The sequence below is a fragment of the Aestuariispira insulae genome (genome assembly GCF_003385955.1).
Taxonomy (GTDB): Bacteria; Pseudomonadota; Alphaproteobacteria; order UBA8366; family Aestuariispiraceae; genus Aestuariispira; species Aestuariispira insulae.
On record NZ_QRDW01000002.1, the window covers coordinates 294,309 to 309,501 of the forward strand.

The 15,193-nt window shown below is 57.0% G+C and carries 15 protein-coding genes and 1 tRNA gene; 12 read left to right on the plus strand and 4 right to left on the minus strand.

Features of this window, described 5'->3' with window-relative positions; all coding sequences use genetic code 11:
* The 8 genes from DFP90_RS07375 (at window position 1) to DFP90_RS07415 (ending at window position 7,749) form a co-directional block, all read left to right on the plus strand.
* On the plus strand, window positions 1–897 hold the full coding sequence (locus DFP90_RS07375; protein ID WP_115935817.1) for a homocysteine S-methyltransferase family protein: 897 nt from the start codon (window positions 1–3) through the stop codon (window positions 895–897).
* A gap of 222 nt (window positions 898–1,119) precedes the next feature.
* Window positions 1,120–2,028, plus strand: coding sequence for a methyltetrahydrofolate cobalamin methyltransferase (locus DFP90_RS07380; RefSeq protein WP_115935818.1), 909 nt, complete (start codon window positions 1,120–1,122; stop codon window positions 2,026–2,028).
* 165 nt (window positions 2,029–2,193) lie between these two features.
* Complete coding sequence (locus tag DFP90_RS07390; RefSeq protein WP_115935820.1) at window positions 2,194–4,239, plus strand: ASKHA domain-containing protein; 2,046 nt, start codon at window positions 2,194–2,196, stop codon at window positions 4,237–4,239.
* Window positions 4,240–4,337: 98 nt separating this feature from the next.
* Complete coding sequence (locus tag DFP90_RS07395; RefSeq protein WP_181905237.1) at window positions 4,338–5,246, plus strand: methylenetetrahydrofolate reductase; 909 nt, start codon at window positions 4,338–4,340, stop codon at window positions 5,244–5,246.
* 153 nt (window positions 5,247–5,399) lie between these two features.
* Window positions 5,400–5,954, plus strand: coding sequence for a hypothetical protein (locus DFP90_RS07400; RefSeq protein ID WP_147300968.1), 555 nt, complete (start codon window positions 5,400–5,402; stop codon window positions 5,952–5,954).
* A gap of 26 nt (window positions 5,955–5,980) precedes the next feature.
* The gene (locus tag DFP90_RS07405; protein ID WP_115935823.1) at window positions 5,981–6,496 is read left to right on the plus strand and encodes a hypothetical protein; all 516 of its coding nucleotides are present in this window, start codon (window positions 5,981–5,983) and stop codon (window positions 6,494–6,496) included.
* A gap of 87 nt (window positions 6,497–6,583) precedes the next feature.
* Window positions 6,584–7,042 (plus strand): MarR family winged helix-turn-helix transcriptional regulator, encoded by a 459-nt coding sequence (locus DFP90_RS07410; protein ID WP_218044607.1) that lies wholly within the window; start codon window positions 6,584–6,586, stop codon window positions 7,040–7,042.
* A 23-nt stretch (window positions 7,043–7,065) separates the two neighbouring features.
* Window positions 7,066–7,749: a cysteine hydrolase family protein gene (locus tag DFP90_RS07415; protein WP_115935824.1), complete on the plus strand. Its 684-nt coding sequence runs from the start codon at window positions 7,066–7,068 to the stop codon at window positions 7,747–7,749.
* Window position 7,750: 1 nt separating this feature from the next.
* Here the strand turns inward: DFP90_RS07415 and DFP90_RS07420 are convergent, their stop codons facing one another.
* The gene (locus DFP90_RS07420; protein ID WP_115935825.1) at window positions 7,751–10,864 is read right to left on the minus strand and encodes an ABC transporter transmembrane domain-containing protein; all 3,114 of its coding nucleotides are present in this window, start codon (window positions 10,862–10,864) and stop codon (window positions 7,751–7,753) included.
* Between the two features lie 468 nt (window positions 10,865–11,332).
* Here DFP90_RS07420 and DFP90_RS07430 point away from each other — a divergent pair, with 468 nt between their 5' ends.
* Window positions 11,333–12,118: a competence/damage-inducible protein A gene (locus DFP90_RS07430; protein ID WP_115935827.1), complete on the plus strand. Its 786-nt coding sequence runs from the start codon at window positions 11,333–11,335 to the stop codon at window positions 12,116–12,118.
* A gap of 9 nt (window positions 12,119–12,127) precedes the next feature.
* Here the strand turns inward: DFP90_RS07430 and DFP90_RS07435 are convergent, their stop codons facing one another.
* Entirely contained in the window at window positions 12,128–12,310 is a 183-nt protein-coding gene (locus tag DFP90_RS07435; RefSeq protein ID WP_115935828.1) for a hypothetical protein, read from the minus strand.
* A 168-nt stretch (window positions 12,311–12,478) separates the two neighbouring features.
* Here DFP90_RS07435 and DFP90_RS07440 point away from each other — a divergent pair, with 168 nt between their 5' ends.
* The 3 genes from DFP90_RS07440 (at window position 12,479) to DFP90_RS07455 (ending at window position 13,831) form a co-directional block, all read left to right on the plus strand.
* Window positions 12,479–12,904, plus strand: a complete 426-nt coding sequence (locus tag DFP90_RS07440) for a hypothetical protein (protein WP_115935829.1) — start codon at window positions 12,479–12,481, stop codon at window positions 12,902–12,904.
* A 90-nt stretch (window positions 12,905–12,994) separates the two neighbouring features.
* A tRNA-Leu gene (locus tag DFP90_RS07445) sits at window positions 12,995–13,081 on the plus strand.
* A 375-nt stretch (window positions 13,082–13,456) separates the two neighbouring features.
* The gene (locus DFP90_RS07455; RefSeq protein WP_115935831.1) at window positions 13,457–13,831 is read left to right on the plus strand and encodes a hypothetical protein; all 375 of its coding nucleotides are present in this window, start codon (window positions 13,457–13,459) and stop codon (window positions 13,829–13,831) included.
* 12 nt (window positions 13,832–13,843) lie between these two features.
* On the opposite strand, the gene DFP90_RS07460 is transcribed toward DFP90_RS07455, so the two are convergent.
* Both DFP90_RS07460 and map read right to left on the minus strand, forming a co-directional pair.
* On the minus strand, window positions 13,844–14,341 hold the full coding sequence (locus DFP90_RS07460; RefSeq protein WP_115935832.1) for a DUF2867 domain-containing protein: 498 nt from the start codon (window positions 14,339–14,341) through the stop codon (window positions 13,844–13,846).
* 5 nt (window positions 14,342–14,346) lie between these two features.
* The gene (map, locus tag DFP90_RS07465) at window positions 14,347–15,102 is read right to left on the minus strand and encodes a type I methionyl aminopeptidase (protein ID WP_115935833.1); all 756 of its coding nucleotides are present in this window, start codon (window positions 15,100–15,102) and stop codon (window positions 14,347–14,349) included.
* Between the last annotated feature and the right edge of the window lie 91 nt (window positions 15,103–15,193).

Here is a 15,193-nt window from a genome sequence, read left to right on the forward strand (position 1 = left end):
ATGCGCACCGTGAAAGAAGCTCTCAATCAACGTGTCTTGCTCGCAGATGGTTCCGTTAGCCGTCTTTTGGACAATGCCGACACCGATATGAAGCGGGATTTCTACGGGATGGACAAGGTCCTCTCCGTTCTGAACGTGACAAGGCCCGATCTGGTGCGTGAAGCCCATCTGGCCTATCTGCTGGCCGGTGCCGATGTGGTGCGGACCAATTCCCTGACCGCATCGCCGCTGACCCTGAAACAATATGGCCTGCAGGATGAAGCCTTCGTGCTGAACCATCTGGCTGCTGAAAATGCCGCCAAGGCTGTGGATTCTGTCCCGGGCGAAGGCCGCCGGCGCTTTGTCCTCGGCGTGATCCGCGATGATGGCTGGAACGCGACCCCGGCCGAAATCGAAGCGGCGGTGGATGTCCAGGTCCAGGGACTGCTTTCCGGCGGGGCCGATGCCATCGTGCTGGACTGCCTGGCCGGGATCGGCCGGATCCAGCCGGTGCTGACCGCGGCAAGGCGGGCGCGGGCAAGCGTGAATTCCGAAGCGCCGATCTATTTGCAAGAAGGCCGTGAAGTGACGGATTTTTCCCGCCATGTGCAGGAACAGGCCGACGGCATCATCCGCTATCGTCCGGGCGATCCGGCCAAGGGCAAGCAACTGGCCGAATGGATTCGGGAAGAGGCCTGCAACCTGATTGGTGGTGGCGATTTGCCGGGCAAAACCCAGCAGCTGGATTCGGTTCTGCGCGATTTGGCCGAAGATGGTTTGCGGCCGGTGCAGAGCTGGGTGCGGGAAGAAGGTCCGGTTGACCGGTTCGAGCCTGCTTCCAGCTGGTCCCATTTCCCGGATGGCCATGAGGCTGAACGGGAGATCAAGGCCGCCAAAGCGCTTGAAAAGGCGGTTTGATCGGGAAAACGAGATGCGATAGCCGTGCCGCCTGTCGCGATCGCGCCGCAATGACGCGATCAGGATGGATTTCGGCGCGGCTAAGCATTCCCGTCACCCCGGCCCGAGGCATAAGAGGGCAGTATCGGATGTTGCGGTGTCCCGTCCGGGATGGACGGGAAGGGTGAATGTCTGAATAGAGATTTTTTAATACCAGCGATATATGAAAAGGGCGTGTCCACTATGACCAGAACCGTCATCAGCTCTGCGAGCAAGGAAGTCATCATCGGTTTCGACCAGCCGTTTGCTGTGATCGGCGAGCGCATCAACCCGACCGGTCGTAAGAAACTGGCCGCGGAGATGAAAGAAGGCAACATGGAAACCGTCAAGGCCGACGCCTTGGCACAGGTTGCCGCAGGCGCCCATATTCTGGACGTGAATGCCGGTATCCCGCTCGCTGACGAGCCGCAGATTCTGGCCGACACCATCGAGCTGGTCCAGTCCCTGACCGATGTACCGCTCTGCATCGATAGCTCCATCGTCGAAGCCCTGGAAAAGGGGTTGAGCGTTTATAAAGGTAAGGCCCTGCTGAACTCCGTGACTGGCGAAGAAGATCGCCTGGAAGTGGTTCTGCCGATGGTCAAGAAATACGGCTGTGCCGTTGTTGGTATCTCCAACGACGAAACCGGTATTTCCGAAGACCCGAATGTGCGTTACGAAGTTGCCAAGAAAATTGTTGAGCGTGCTGCTGACTATGGCATCCCGAAAGAAGACATCGTGATCGATCCGCTGGTCATGCCGATTGGTGCGCTGGGTTCCGCCGGTCGTGGTGCCCTGGAATTGATCCGTCGTCTGCGTGAAGAACTGCAGGTTAACACCACCTGTGGCGCGTCCAACATTTCCTTCGGCCTGCCGAACCGTCGCGGCATCAACGCAGCTTTCCTGTCCATGGCGTCCGCATACGGCATGACGTCTGCGATCATGAACCCGCTGCATGAAGAAGACATGAACGCCATCCTGGGTGCTGATGTGATCAACGGCGTTGATAAAGACTGCACCAAATGGATCCAGAAATTCCGTGAGCCGGCCCCGGAAGGTTCCGGTGCACGCGGTGGCCGTTCCGGTGGCCGTCGTCGTCGTCCGGCCGCCTAACTCGGGCCTGCCGGGCCGGTCTATCGGCCCGGAAACGATTTGTAAGGAGCCGGACTTCCTGGATGGGCAGGGGGTCCGGTTCCGTCGTAAATGGAACAATGTTGTCAAAAGGGCCGCGCTAAAAAACAAACAAGCGGCCGGTAAAATCGAATAGGAGCAGGACCCATGTCCGAGAAAGCGGAGCTGAACGCAGAAGAAGCTTTGGTTGTTTTCACCCCTTCGGGGAAACGTGGGTCATTCCCGGTCGGCACCCCGGTTCTTGATGCCGCGCGCCAATTGGGCGTGGATATCGATTCTGTTTGCGGCGGGCGCGGCATCTGCGGACGCTGTCAGGTGACTCCGTCGGTCGGGGATTTCCCGAAATTCAAAATGAAAAGCAAGGCCGAGCATCTTTCTGAAGCCGGGGCGAAAGAAGCGCGCTACCGCGAAAAACGCGGCATGAAGGATGACCGCCGGCTGAGTTGCTCGACCACGATCCAAGGCGATATCGTTGTCGATGTGCCAGCGGACAGCCAGGTTCATAAACAGGTGGTGCGCAAGCGCGCCGAAGTGCGCAATATCGAAATCGATCCCGTGGTGCGCCTGCATTATATCGAGGTGGAAGAGCCCGATATGCACAAACCCACCGGTGATATGGAGCGCGTGAAGGAAGCGCTGAAAGATCAATGGGATATCGAGGTCACCCGTGCCGATCTGCCGGTGATGCAGAAATTGCAAAAAGCGCTGCGCGACGGCGAATGGAAGATCACCGCGGCGGTGCGCTATGATGGTGAGCTGGTTTATGTCTGGCCGGGCTTCCACGGAAAATCCTATGGTCTGGCGGTGGATGTGGGCTCTACCACCATGTCGGTGCATCTGACCGATTTGCAGACCGGTGAAGTGGTTTCCTCTGTCGGGGCCATGAACCCGCAGATCCGCTTTGGTGAGGATCTGATGAGCCGTGTTTCCTATGTGATGATGAATCCGGGCGGCGAACAGGAAATGATGAAGGCGGTGCGCGAAACGCTGAATTTCCTGGCCGGTCAGGCGGCGACCGAAGCCGGTATTGATTTGACCGACATTCTGGAAATGGTTCTGGTGGGCAACCCCATCATGCATCATCTGATTCTGGGCATTAATCCGGTTGAATTGGGCTGGGCCCCCTTTGCGCTTGCGACCAACGGTTCCGTGACTGTCTGGGCCAGCGAATTGGATGTGTCGGTAAACCCGGGCGCACGGGCTTATTTCCTGCCATGCGTCGCGGGTCATGTGGGCGCGGATGCGGCCTCAGTGGTTCTGGCGGAGGGGCCGCAATATCGTGATGAAGTAACCCTGGTGGTGGATGTTGGGACCAATGCCGAGATTGTGCTGGGCAACAAAGAACGTCTGTTGGCCTGTTCAAGCCCGACCGGTCCGGCCCTGGAAGGGGCGCAGATTTCCTCCGGCCAGCGTGCGGCGGCAGGCGCCATCGAACGGGTGCGCATTGATCCAGAAACGCTGGAGCCGCGTTTCCGTGTGATCGGGGCCGGTTCCTGGTCCGATGAAGAAATGTTCGAGCAGGAAACCGCGCGCACCGGTGTCACCGGCATTTGCGGGTCCGGCATCATTGAAGTGCTGGCGGAAATGTTCCTGGCGGGCATCCTGTCGGCGGATGGCATCATCGACGGATCGATGGCGGCGAAAACCGACCGGATCGTGCCGGAAGGGCGCACCTTCTCTTATATTCTGCATCGTGGTGAGCCTGAAATCAGAGTGACCCAGGCTGATGTGCGTGCCATTCAGCTTGCCAAGGGCGCTCTTTACGCCGGGGCCCAGCTGCTGGTCGACCGCCTGGGCAAGCCGGTGGAACGCGTGGTGTTGGCCGGTGCATTCGGCAGCCATATCGATGCCAAATATGCGATGGTCTTGGGCCTGATCCCCGATTGCAAACTGGACATGGTGGCGTCTGTCGGGAACGCGGCAGGCACGGGCGCGCGCATTGCACTTTTGAACCGGGGCGCGCGCTATGAGATTGAAAAGCTGGTGGCTGAGATTGAAAAGATCGAGACCGCAGTCGAAGCGAAATTCCAGGATCATTTTGTGGAATCCATGGCCTTCCCGCATAAAACTGCGCCTTATCCGAATCTGAAGGAAGCGGTGAAGATGCCGGAGCCAAAAGTGCTGAGCGATTCCGATGGCGGAGATGACGGCGAGGGCGGTGGTCGCCGCCGCCGACGCCGACGCGCTAGTTAAGGTCGCGGACGTTTTGTCATAAAGCTGAAATAACCGCTAAAACCCGGATCAGAGAGTTAGCATCTGGGTTCTAGGAGTATGCAAGGATGTCCGGTCACATGACTGATAAAGATCTGATCATCGATTTCATGAAGACCTGTACCGTCGAGGTTACCCCCGGCGGCGCGGCAAAAGTAGAGGATTTCCGTGAGATCCTGCGTCCCGACACCACGGTCTATGTGACCTTCCTGCCGGGGTCTGATTTTGCCGATACGGTTAAAACGGTGCGCCGTCTGCGTGATGAGGGTATGAACCCGGTTCCGCATTTTGCGGCTCGCTCTATCCCGTCCAAGGCTTTCCTGGAAGACAATCTGAAAATGCTCCAGGGCGAGGTTGGCGTTGAAGAAGCGCTGCTGATCGGTGGCGGTGTCGATAATCCGGTTGGTGAGTTCCATTGCTCCATGCAGGTGCTGGAAACCCAGTTGTTTGAAAAATACGGCATCAAGAAACTGGGTGTTGCCGGTCATCCGGAAGGCTCGCCCGACATTCCGGCGGCCGATGTTTCCAAGGCGATCCGTGAAAAGAACGCCTATGCGAAAAACACCGACATGAGCATGTATCTGGCGACCCAATTCTGCTTTGAGGCAGAGCCGATTCTGGCCTGGGACAAAAAGATCCGTGAAGAAGACGGCAACGAACTGCCGGTCCATATCGGCATTCCGGGCCTGGCCACCATCAAGACCCTGATCAAGCACGCCCAGGCCTGTGGCATTGGTGCTTCTATGCGGGTGTTGACCCGCCAGGCGGCCAATATTGCCAAGCTGATGACGGTGCGCATGCCGGACAAGCTGACCCACGATCTGGCGGTTGCTGTGGCCAAAGACCCGGATTGCCTGATCAAACAATGCCATCTCTATCCGTTGGGCGGCCTGAAAAAATCTGCCGCATGGCTTTATGCTGTCCAGGATGGCGAATTTGACATGGACGCCAAAAAAGGCGGCTTCAAGGTTAATGTCGAAATCGGCTGATCTTTCCTGAGATCATAAGATGATGAGACGCCGGAGGTTTGCCTCCGGCGTTTTTTTTAACCCGTTGCCGTTAACGTCAATATCGCATGCGTTGGTTTTTCTCTATTCTTCATTCTTATCCGAATGAAAGTTATCCATGGGAGTATGTTGGATATGAAGGCGATCTTGAGTGCGATTCTGTTGCTGACAGGTCTTGTTTGGACACCGGCCCTGGCTTTGGATAAGCCAAAAAGCATGGTGATACTGACCATCGGCGGACAGTTGGAAAATGCCAATCGCGGTGCGCTGCAGCCCAAACGCGACGCTTTCATCAACGGACAGGACCAGACCTTTTCAAAGGCTGCAGAATTTGACCGGTCCATGCTGGCGGATCTGGGGCTGGACTATGTTAAAGTGGGTTTCAAGGATTGGCCCCGGCCCTACGGACTGCGGGGTCCGAAACTCAATGATGTGCTGAAAGCCGCCGGGGTGTCGCGGGATGCGACCATTGCTGTGACAGCCCTAGATGGATGGACGTTTGAGATCACGCCGGAGATGCGTGCCGACAACGAATGGATCCTGGCGATCCAGGATGGTGAGCAGCCCCTGGGGATCGGCCAGCGCGGCCCCACCTGGCTGGTGTTCAAGCCAGCCGATCCGGACGGCATGGCCACGGAAGAAGAAGAGGGCCAGTGGGTCTGGTCGGTTTATCTAATGCAGGTTCAGTAGGCGGTGGAAAAAAGGCAATTGAGGCTTTGTCCGAAGAAATTGCGCACTGGGACGGGAAGTCTGCGGATGCCATCAAAGCCATCTATCTGGACTGGCGGGATCATGCGGAACTGACCGGGCTGTTGGTCGCTCTGATGGCCATGCCGGATCGGGAACGCGGTGCCAGTTGGATGATGAAACATCATCTGGAACAGGGCGATGCGAATTTAGAGCCTGTGGATGCTTTGGCTTTTCATCAGGCGGGTGTGGCGCAACAGCATTGGGAAGCGCGGCTGCATTATCTGCAGAGTCTGAATTATGTTCATGTGCCGGAGAGATCCAGAACGCTGGTTCAGGCATTCCTGAAACAAGGCATTGAAGCAGAGCAGAAATTCATTCGGGCCTGGAGTTACAATGGCCTGTATTTGCTGGCCTGTCAGTTTCCGGATCTGCAGGGAACTGTTCAGTATCAGTTGGAAGAGGCGTTGGAAAGCGAGGATACCGGTTCGGTCAAGGCGCGGATTCGCAAGGGACTGAAACGGGGATTTCCAGAACGCGGATGATCATTCGTTTTCCTGCTGAATAGCGGTTGCCGTGTCTTTATTGTCAATTCAATTGACAAAATTTTCATTCAGCGTTTCAATGATCCTATGACCGATATCAGGCAAGACATGATCGAACCGCTTTATCAGGCGGTTCAGCAGACCAGGCCGCTCTTGCGTCACATCACCGGGGCAGTAGAGGCGGGGCTGGATGAAACCGGGCTGACGGTGGGGCTGCGCGCCATATTGGAAGGGTTGTTGCTGACAGGTGAGGCCTCGCTGCCGGAACTGACGGCACGGCTGCAGTTAAAGCGGCAGTTTGTCCATAAAATGCTCGGCGAGGGGCAGGAAAAATCCCTGGTGGAGGCGCTGCCCCATCCCCGGCGCAAGAATGGTCATCATTACCGGCTAAGCCCGCAGGGACGCAACCTGATTGAAGAGATCCGGGCGCGCGAACTGCGCGCCATGGCGACCTTCGCGCAAGGCTTTTCTTCCCGCGAGATTGCTGCCTTCATCCGGGTGCAGGCGGCCTTGAATGGATTTTTCCGGGACATGGCTGGCCGGTGAGAAGCAAGGAAAAGGGGGAGGGAATGACATTTGTTTTATCGATGTTAGGCGGGTTTATCCTGTTCCTGGTGATTTATACCGCTTTTGGTGTCCGGCAGATGATGACCCCGACCAAAAGAACCGCGATCGATCGGTCTGCCTGTTCGAATGCGGCCCTGATGGTGATTGATGTTCAGACGGACTTCACGGCCAAGACCGGCAAAGACTCGATGAAACCGGAGGTGGTGGAGCAGGGCATCGCTGAGATTAACCGTTTGGTGATCGAGGCTCGTGCGATCGATATGCCGGTGATTGCCGTCCGTAATGTCCAACGCAAACCCCTGGCCAAATTGATCGCCAGGGCGTTGATGGGGCCGGAGGGCCTGGCTGGCAGTCCGGGGTTGGATCTGGATGCCAGGTTGGCCTTCACCCCGGATGCGGATTTTGAGAAGGACCGGGGAGATGCTTTTGCCAATCCGGCTCTGGAAGCCTGGCTGGCAGAACATCAGGTCGGTCAGCTGTATCTGGCCGGTCTGGATGGTTGTTATTGTGTGGCGCTGACCGCGCGCGGAGCCCTCAATCGCGACTATGCGGTCACCATCCTGGAACCTGCGGTCATGACCGCCTTTCCGGAGAGATGGGAGATGGAAAAGGCAGGTCTCACAGCGCTTGGCGTTTCGGTCTCGCAAGCGCCGCTGGATGAACCGGCCCGGGCGGCAGCCGTTTAGGTTAATCCCCGCCGCGCACTGCGTTTAATTCTTCCGTGGTATTCACCAGGCGCTGGCTCAGGTCCTTGGTCATCTGGAAGGCAAAATTGGCATCATGCCGGGCCATTTCCCCAAAGACTTCCTTATTGAGTTTCAAAGCCTTCAGGTTGCTGACCGCGCGGATGGTGGCGGTGCGCGGTGTATCACACAAGAGCGCCAGTTCACCGACAATCTTGGCCCGTCCCAACTGGAACAGCACCGTATCCTGGCCATTTTCCCCTTCCAGCACCACGTCGGCCTCGCCATCCAGGATCACATAGGCGGCATCGCCGTCATCCCCCTGGCGCACCATGATCTCGCCCGGTTTGTAGCTGACCTTTTCCGCGGTAAAGGCCAGAAGCTTCAAACGGTTAGCCTCCAGCTCGGAGAAGAGCGGCAGGGTTTTGAGGATCTGGGCCTCATCATTCATCGCGCTGGTATCCTGGGCTGCCTCCGGTTCATCCGCTTCCTGCTTTTGCCGGTCCGCAGCTTCATCCGCGCTCTTGATTTGCCCGCCGGTCAGCTCCAGATGCTGGCTGTAGGAAAGGCCCGGCACCACGGTGGAGGCGATCCAGAGAATAGATGCGTCAAACAGCTCTGGCAGGCGGCCGGCAATGCGTTTTTGCGCCTCGCCATCCAGCGCATTCAACCCGTCATTGATGATCAGGATATCCGGTTTCTTGAGGATATTGCGCACCAGGGCCAGCTTTTGCCGCTGGGCCGCGTTCAAACGTGCGCCGCCGATACCAACTTCGAAATTAAAGGCGGTGCGGATGACGGCTTCCCTCAGATCCAGCTCGTCACAGACCTCGGTCAGGGCGGACAGGATCAATTGATTGGCGTCGGCCCGGCCATAAGCGATACAGCCAAACAGGATGTTCTCCTGGATCGATAGACCATCGTTATATTTGCCGGTATCAAACAATTGCAGGCTGGTGCCGATCAGGTCCGTATGGCGTTCATGCAATGCCCGGCGCACCGCCAGCAGGCGGGTCTGGGTCCGGTTGTCGATCAGGCCGAGACGATGGCGCTGCGGGGTCAGCTTGAAGGGCAGGCCCATCAGAGCGCGCCGCTGATCGTCGCTCAGAGACGCAATGCCGTCTTTGTTGGCCTTGCCGACCATCAGTTTCAGATCCGGCAGGCTGTCCTCATCGACAAAGCTGAATTGTTCGAAAAACGGATGGCCGGCGGGAATGTCGGAAAACATCTCGACCATGGTTTCCGCACATAGCTTACCGATATTGATGAATTCATCGGTCAGGCCAAATTCGTCCAGCAGGCCGGTGATAATGGGGTTCGACGCCAAATTCTCGGTCTTGAAATCATCGGTGATCGGACGGGCAAACAGAATATTTTCCGCGACCGTCGTGTAATCGTTATAGGACAGGAAATCATAATTCCGGACCAGATCCGACATGCCGCGCTCATCCAGATAGCGCCGGATCTTGTTGCGGGCGGTGAGCACATTTTCGGCCAGCAGTGGGTTTTTCTCCGGGTTGGCGGTCTGACGCAGGCCCAATTCGAAGAAATCCACATCCAGCTCAACCGATTTCAGCAAATCCACGGTATGATGGCGCAGCTCCTCATAACCGGGCTGCCCGGCCAGGGCATAGTTGGTCCAGTCCAACTGGTCATTATGGAGGCTGTTGCCGGAGGCTTCCGCCTCTTCGCGCTCTTTCCGGCGCTCCGGGTCATCATCCTCTTCCTCCGGGATCGATTGCGAGATCCCCATGAACAGATTGTCGGCAATCGGCTTGTTGAAAAATGCGGGGGAGGAGGAGAGGAAACCGATCCGCTGGCCGGTCACCGCTTCATTAAGATCGGAAAATTTGATTCCGTTTGAGGTGATCGATCCCCGGGACGGGGTAAGCAGCCGGGCCATCAGACGGGCAATAATATCCCGGCTGCTGCCGGAAACGCAGGTCAGCATGGTGGTTGATTGGGCCTCCATCCGGAAGCTGATATTGTCGATCAGGCGCAGGCCGTCTTCATCAACGTAGGAAAGGCCGTTCACTTCGACATCACCATCCAGATGCGGAACCTCCTCGGGGCTGGCGAGAAGCTTGTCGGCGCTCATCATGCCTTCCGGAACGAACTGGGCGTGCAATTGTTCGTATTTAATGCGTGAATCCGCCAGGCGCTGGTAATAGTTGAGCAGCTCTTTCCAGGGGGCCGCCAGATCCTTATAGGCGGCCAGGACCGCCACCAGCGCCCCGAATGTCAATTCGCCCTGAATCACCAGATAACCGCCGATGGAATAGAAGAAGAAGGGCGTCATCTGGCCGATGAAGTTGTTCAGAAACTTCATGAAGAATTTGCGGTTATAAATCTCGAACCGGATCCAGAAGATCTTGCCCAGCCTGCGGCTCAGTTCGGCCAGGGCGTATTTGGAATGGTCATGGGCATGGACATCCTCAACCCCGCCGATGACTTCGTTGATCCGGTTCGACAGCAGCCTGACCTGCAAGACGCGTTCCTTGGCCAGCAGGTTGATCTTCATCTGCAGCTTGGGGATCACATAGCCCTGCACCGGGATCGAAATAAAGGCAGCAAGCCCCAGCAGAGGGTCCTGGACGAACATGAAAACCATCAGGGTCAGGAAGGTTCCGCCCTGGAAGGCCAGCAGGGCAAAAGCATCGCCGAAGAAACCCGCCAGGGGTTCCACCTCCGCATTGACCATGGTGACGATCTCGCCTGACGATAATTTCTGGAAATGGGGCAGGGGAAAGCGCAGCGAGCGTTCCAGCAGCATATAGCGGATCCGGCGCAACATCCGCTCGCCCATCACGCCTTTCAGGACATTGATCCGGTATTTGAAAGCACCGTTTATGCAAACCAGCGCCAGGAACAGGCCGCATAGCGTGAAGAGATATTCCAACTGTTCCAGCGGAATATCAAGGAAGGGCTCGGGGCCAAGGAAATCCAGCTGGAACAGCTGATACGTGCCGCCCTCGCCGCCGATTGCCTTGTTCACGATGGTCTTGGGAAGATCCAGGGACAGATAGAGAAAGGGAAGTGAAATGGCAATCAGCAGCAATGTGGCGATTTGTTGGGTTTTGCTGTAGCGCCAGATGAATTTGAAAAGTGAGCGTTCCACGCTTTGCCTTGCCTTTCCCTACTGAAAGCAGAAGCCATCCTGACCGGGATGCATTCCGTTACCCGCTGTTTCACGGGGTTTGTTGTTTTTGTCCATGCTGCATCCGGTTGGTCTCGGCCGCCGGGCATGGGGTGCCATATGGGATTGTCCGGGGGATCTGTCGATAAGGGATGGCAAAATAAATGCCCGTTCCACGAACTTGCCCGGATAAATGCTTGCTCTCCCCTTCCGCGCTGTCCTTGCCTTGGCTGTCCCGTGGGCCGGGGCGGTGCATGCCCTGATCCTGACGATCCGGCTATTTTGCTGTAAAATCCGTGATTTGCCAATGGCGCTTTCCGGGCATCGGGTCACGAAAATGTCAGGAAAGAAGATGTTAACGAGTTGAAACTATCCTGATTGGGGCTATCTACTATGGGCCGCAGCAAGTAGAATAGGGTGCGGGATTTACAAAAACAGACAGGATGCAAGATGACGGATGTTTCCGGTGATGTAGGGATCGTGACCGCCGCTTTGGTGGTGATCGGCAACGAGATTTTGTCCGGGCGGACCCAGGATGTGAATCTCTCCCATATTGCCGAACAGCTTGAAAGCCGGGGGATTCGCCTGGCGGAAGCCCGTGTTGTGCCTGATAACCAAGCCGCCATCATTGAGGCGGTCAATGCGCTAAGATCCAGAAATACCTATGTTTTCACCACCGGGGGGATTGGTCCGACCCATGATGACATCACGGCCGAATCGGTGGCAAAGGCTTTTGATCTTCCATTGACCCGCCATGAAGAGGCCTATGCCCGTCTGGTGGCCCATTACGATAATCTGGGTGTAGAGATCAATGAGGCCCGCGCCCGCATGGCCATGACGCCCGAAGGGGCGGACCTGATCGATAATCCGGTCTCGGGCGCGCCCGGCTTCCGGATTGGCAATGTCCATGTGATGGCCGGTGTGCCCAAAATCATGCATGCCATGCTGGAGACCATTCTGCCGACCCTGAAAGGTGGTGACATCCTGCATAGCCGGACGGTCTTTTCCAGCCTGCCGGAAGGCGAGATCGCTGCCGGGCTTGGCAACATCCAGGCCGAATATCCGGATGTAGAGATTGGCAGCTACCCGGCCCAGAAACGCGGGGAATATCGATTGTCCCTGGTCCTGCGCGGGTCGGACCCGGAAATGCTGGACCGGGCGGGCGAGGCGGCTATGGTCCTGATTGATGCCAAAGGCGGCCAATGTGAAATGGCCAAAGGCCAGGAGAAGCTTTGATTGACCGGGTCAGTCTGACCCGGTAATACCCCCTAAACCAAACAGAACCGCCATGGTCACGGCAATGGCTAGCAGAATCACGATATTGCGCCGGGCGCTGCCCGGGCGGGATTCGCGATTGCGGAAAATCAGGAACAATATCGCCATACCGGCCAGCGCGACTGCGATACTGATCTGATCGGTCAAATTCATCAGAGGGTCCCCTTGTCGGTTTTTGCCGTTCTTTTAGGCATCATCCCACGATCTTCTAAAAGTTGCCGCATTTTCGCCTTGCTTGCCGATGTATCTTGGCAGGCGATGGGTCTTAAACGCCGGTTCTGGCGCTAACATCATGATAACGTGCGATAATGGAGAAACAAGATGACACGTTCCCGGCAGATCAAAATGGATCGCGGCGACACTTTGGGCGGCACCACGCCGCTGATTGTGATGGGAAAGGAGCTGGGAACCCCGTTTGTGACCGGCGAAAACCGTCGGCGCCGCCGCCGGGACAAGGGCGGTTCCAAGGCTTTCTGGCAGTTGCTGTTGGCCATGATCGTGCTGGCCATGGTGGCGGCGGTACTGGGGCTCGGGTATGAACGGTTCATGCAATTGTTTGAAAATTCCGGCCAGACCGTGAACGGCGCGCCCGTGGTGACACCGTCTGAAACACCGCCCCTGGCCCTGCCTATACCGGCGGAACCTGCCCAGGTGGATGCTGTGCCGTTGGAAACCGTGCCTGAGGAGACGGATCGCGTTGAACCCGCCCCCACCGGCCCAACCCCAGGCGCATTGGAAGGCAATTAACCCTCTTTCGCCAAAGATCGAAAAAAACATCACCGGCAGGCCATCAGGGCGCTTGCCACCCGGCCCGCCCGTCGTTAGGTTGGCCGTCACGCGGGCGTGGCGAAATTGGTAGACGCAACAGACTTAAAATCTGTCGATCTTTTGATCGTGCCGGTTCAAGTCCGGCCGCCCGCACCATTTCCTTTTTTTGGCTTATTCAGTGTTCCCGGCTTAGAAAGCGTCGCGCGGCGGCAGCGAAGATTTCCGGCCATTCCACATGCAGCTCGTGGGCGCAATAGGCGGTTTCCATGAATTCGGCTGTTGCCAGCAACTCCACCAGGACCAGGGCCGGGCAGCGGATCTTTTTGATCTGTTCAGCCGGATAGCCCTGTGGCCCGGTATCAAGCCAGAGGGATTAAACCGCATCGAACAGGGGCTCGAAATCAGGCGCAGACGGGGGGAATGCCTCAAAATTGCCTTTTTTATCTGATTGAAAGCCCCGGCCCGCAAGACCAGTTTAGGCCTGCCCTGTTTATCATAGGAACCGGGCGATTTAAGGCGGGAGAATTTTTTATGAAACTCAAACAGACATTCCTTTTGCTGCCGCTGGTTCTGGCGGCGGGCTGCGTTTCTTCCCCGCAGCAGGATTACGGGGATGTCGGGGCCTCCGCATTCAACAAAGTGGTCGGCAACTGGATCGGGCACAGCCATGACAAACTGTTGGTGGCCTGGGGCGTGCCGCGCGATGAGGCCTTGCTCAGCGATGGCAAGAAACTGCTGCAATATGAAGGGCAGGCGGATCTGCCGGTGGGAAAAGACCGCTATCAGCGGATGACCTGTGAGGTATCCGTGATGTTGGGCAAGGACGGTATGGTCTCTGCCGTGCGCGGCAAAGGCAGTGGCTGTGTTGATCAATCACCGATGATGCAGCATTTCCCGAAGCCCTGATAGGCGCAAGCCTTAGTCCTGGTCAAAACGCTTGAGCATCTGGCGGACAATCAATTTATGCCCCGGTGCCACGGGCAACATGTATAACCTGCCGAAAAGATTGAAGGTCTTAACCGATGACGTGATGGTCAAACGTTGGCTGCCATCTGCATTCCGGCTTAGGTGAAAACAGGTATAGACATTGAGATGCCGGTCGGGTGCGGCCAGGACCAAACGCTTTTCAGTACTTTCTACCACATCAAAGAAGTCCAGTTTGCCGCCGGGAGCCGGGGCATATGCCGGGCGTGGTTCCTGAAAGCCGCCGATTGTCTCGATATCCATCAAACGGCAAATAAAATCCCGGATCACAAAGGATTGTCGGATCAGCCAGGGCTGTTTCTCTGTCACTTTCAGATAGGCCTCAAAGGCCGTTAGATCAGATGGCACAAGGCGACTGCCGCTATGCAGGAAATTCAGCTGGGCTTTCGGGGCGACCAGGGTCGCCCCGGTCACATCATCGATGACGGGCATAAGCGTCAGGCCGTTACCGTGATCACCAACGGCCCTTTTTTGGTCGCGACCACCGTATGTTCATATTGGACAGTGGGCGCACAAGGGTCGGAATAAAGCGTCCAGGGATCGTCATCGCCCATGGTTTCCGCCCAGTCGGCCCCCATGGACAAGAAGGGTTCGATGGTGAAAACCAGCCCTTCATTGATAATCCGCTTTTCGGTTGGGTCCGGCCAGGTGGCAATCTCGCGCGGGTCTTCATGCAGGCTGTGGCCGACACCATGGCTGGCCAGGTTCTTGACCAGGGTATAACCGTTCTTTTCGGCGAATTTTCCGATTTCCTGCCCGATCCGGGCCAATGGCTTGTTGGCCTTGGCCTGTTTCAGGCCGGTCCACATCGCCTTGCGTCCGTCCCGGCAGAGTTTCTCAATCTCCGGCCGTACAGGCGGAACGGGGAAAGAGGCCCCGGTATCGGCAAACAGGCCGTTCTTGGCGGCTGATACATCAATATTGACCAGGTCGCCCGCCTGGATCACCCGGTCGCCGGGAATGCCATGGGCCACCTCTTCATTGACGCTGATGCAGGTGCAGCCGGGAAAATCATACATCAGTTCCGGCGCGGATTGCGCCCCGGCTTCTTCCAGTATTTTCCGGCCCAAATCGTCCAGTTCCCTGGTGGTCATCCCCGGTTCCAGCGCCTGTCCCATGGCCTGAAGCGTGCGGGCGACAATGCGGCCGATCGCTTTCAGGTCGTTGAGTTCCTGTTCGCTGGAGAGGGTCATGGTTGCCGGTATCCTTGGATGGTCAAAAAAATGTGCCCCTAATTAGCCCTGTGCGTAAGGTTCCGGTCAAGGGGAAGGCAGTGTTTTTCCC

Coding starts and splice junctions, on each gene's coding strand:
- DFP90_RS07435 (WP_115935828.1), bottom strand. CDS start 12,310: ATGAATTTGACCGATCAGATCAGTATCGCAGTCGCGCTGGCCGGTATG.
- DFP90_RS07395 (WP_181905237.1), top strand. CDS start 4,338: ATGACTGATAAAGATCTGATCATCGATTTCATGAAGACCTGTACCGTC.
- DFP90_RS07415 (WP_115935824.1), top strand. CDS start 7,066: ATGACATTTGTTTTATCGATGTTAGGCGGGTTTATCCTGTTCCTGGTG.
- DFP90_RS07410 (WP_218044607.1), top strand. CDS start 6,584: ATGACCGATATCAGGCAAGACATGATCGAACCGCTTTATCAGGCGGTT.
- DFP90_RS07375 (WP_115935817.1), top strand. CDS start 1: ATGCGCACCGTGAAAGAAGCTCTCAATCAACGTGTCTTGCTCGCAGAT.
- map (WP_115935833.1), bottom strand. CDS start 15,102: ATGACCCTCTCCAGCGAACAGGAACTCAACGACCTGAAAGCGATCGGC.
- DFP90_RS07390 (WP_115935820.1), top strand. CDS start 2,194: ATGTCCGAGAAAGCGGAGCTGAACGCAGAAGAAGCTTTGGTTGTTTTC.
- DFP90_RS07455 (WP_115935831.1), top strand. CDS start 13,457: ATGAAACTCAAACAGACATTCCTTTTGCTGCCGCTGGTTCTGGCGGCG.
- DFP90_RS07380 (WP_115935818.1), top strand. CDS start 1,120: ATGACCAGAACCGTCATCAGCTCTGCGAGCAAGGAAGTCATCATCGGT.
- DFP90_RS07460 (WP_115935832.1), bottom strand. CDS start 14,341: ATGCCCGTCATCGATGATGTGACCGGGGCGACCCTGGTCGCCCCGAAA.
- DFP90_RS07430 (WP_115935827.1), top strand. CDS start 11,333: ATGACGGATGTTTCCGGTGATGTAGGGATCGTGACCGCCGCTTTGGTG.
- DFP90_RS07400 (WP_147300968.1), top strand. CDS start 5,400: ATGAAGGCGATCTTGAGTGCGATTCTGTTGCTGACAGGTCTTGTTTGG.
- DFP90_RS07440 (WP_115935829.1), top strand. CDS start 12,479: ATGACACGTTCCCGGCAGATCAAAATGGATCGCGGCGACACTTTGGGC.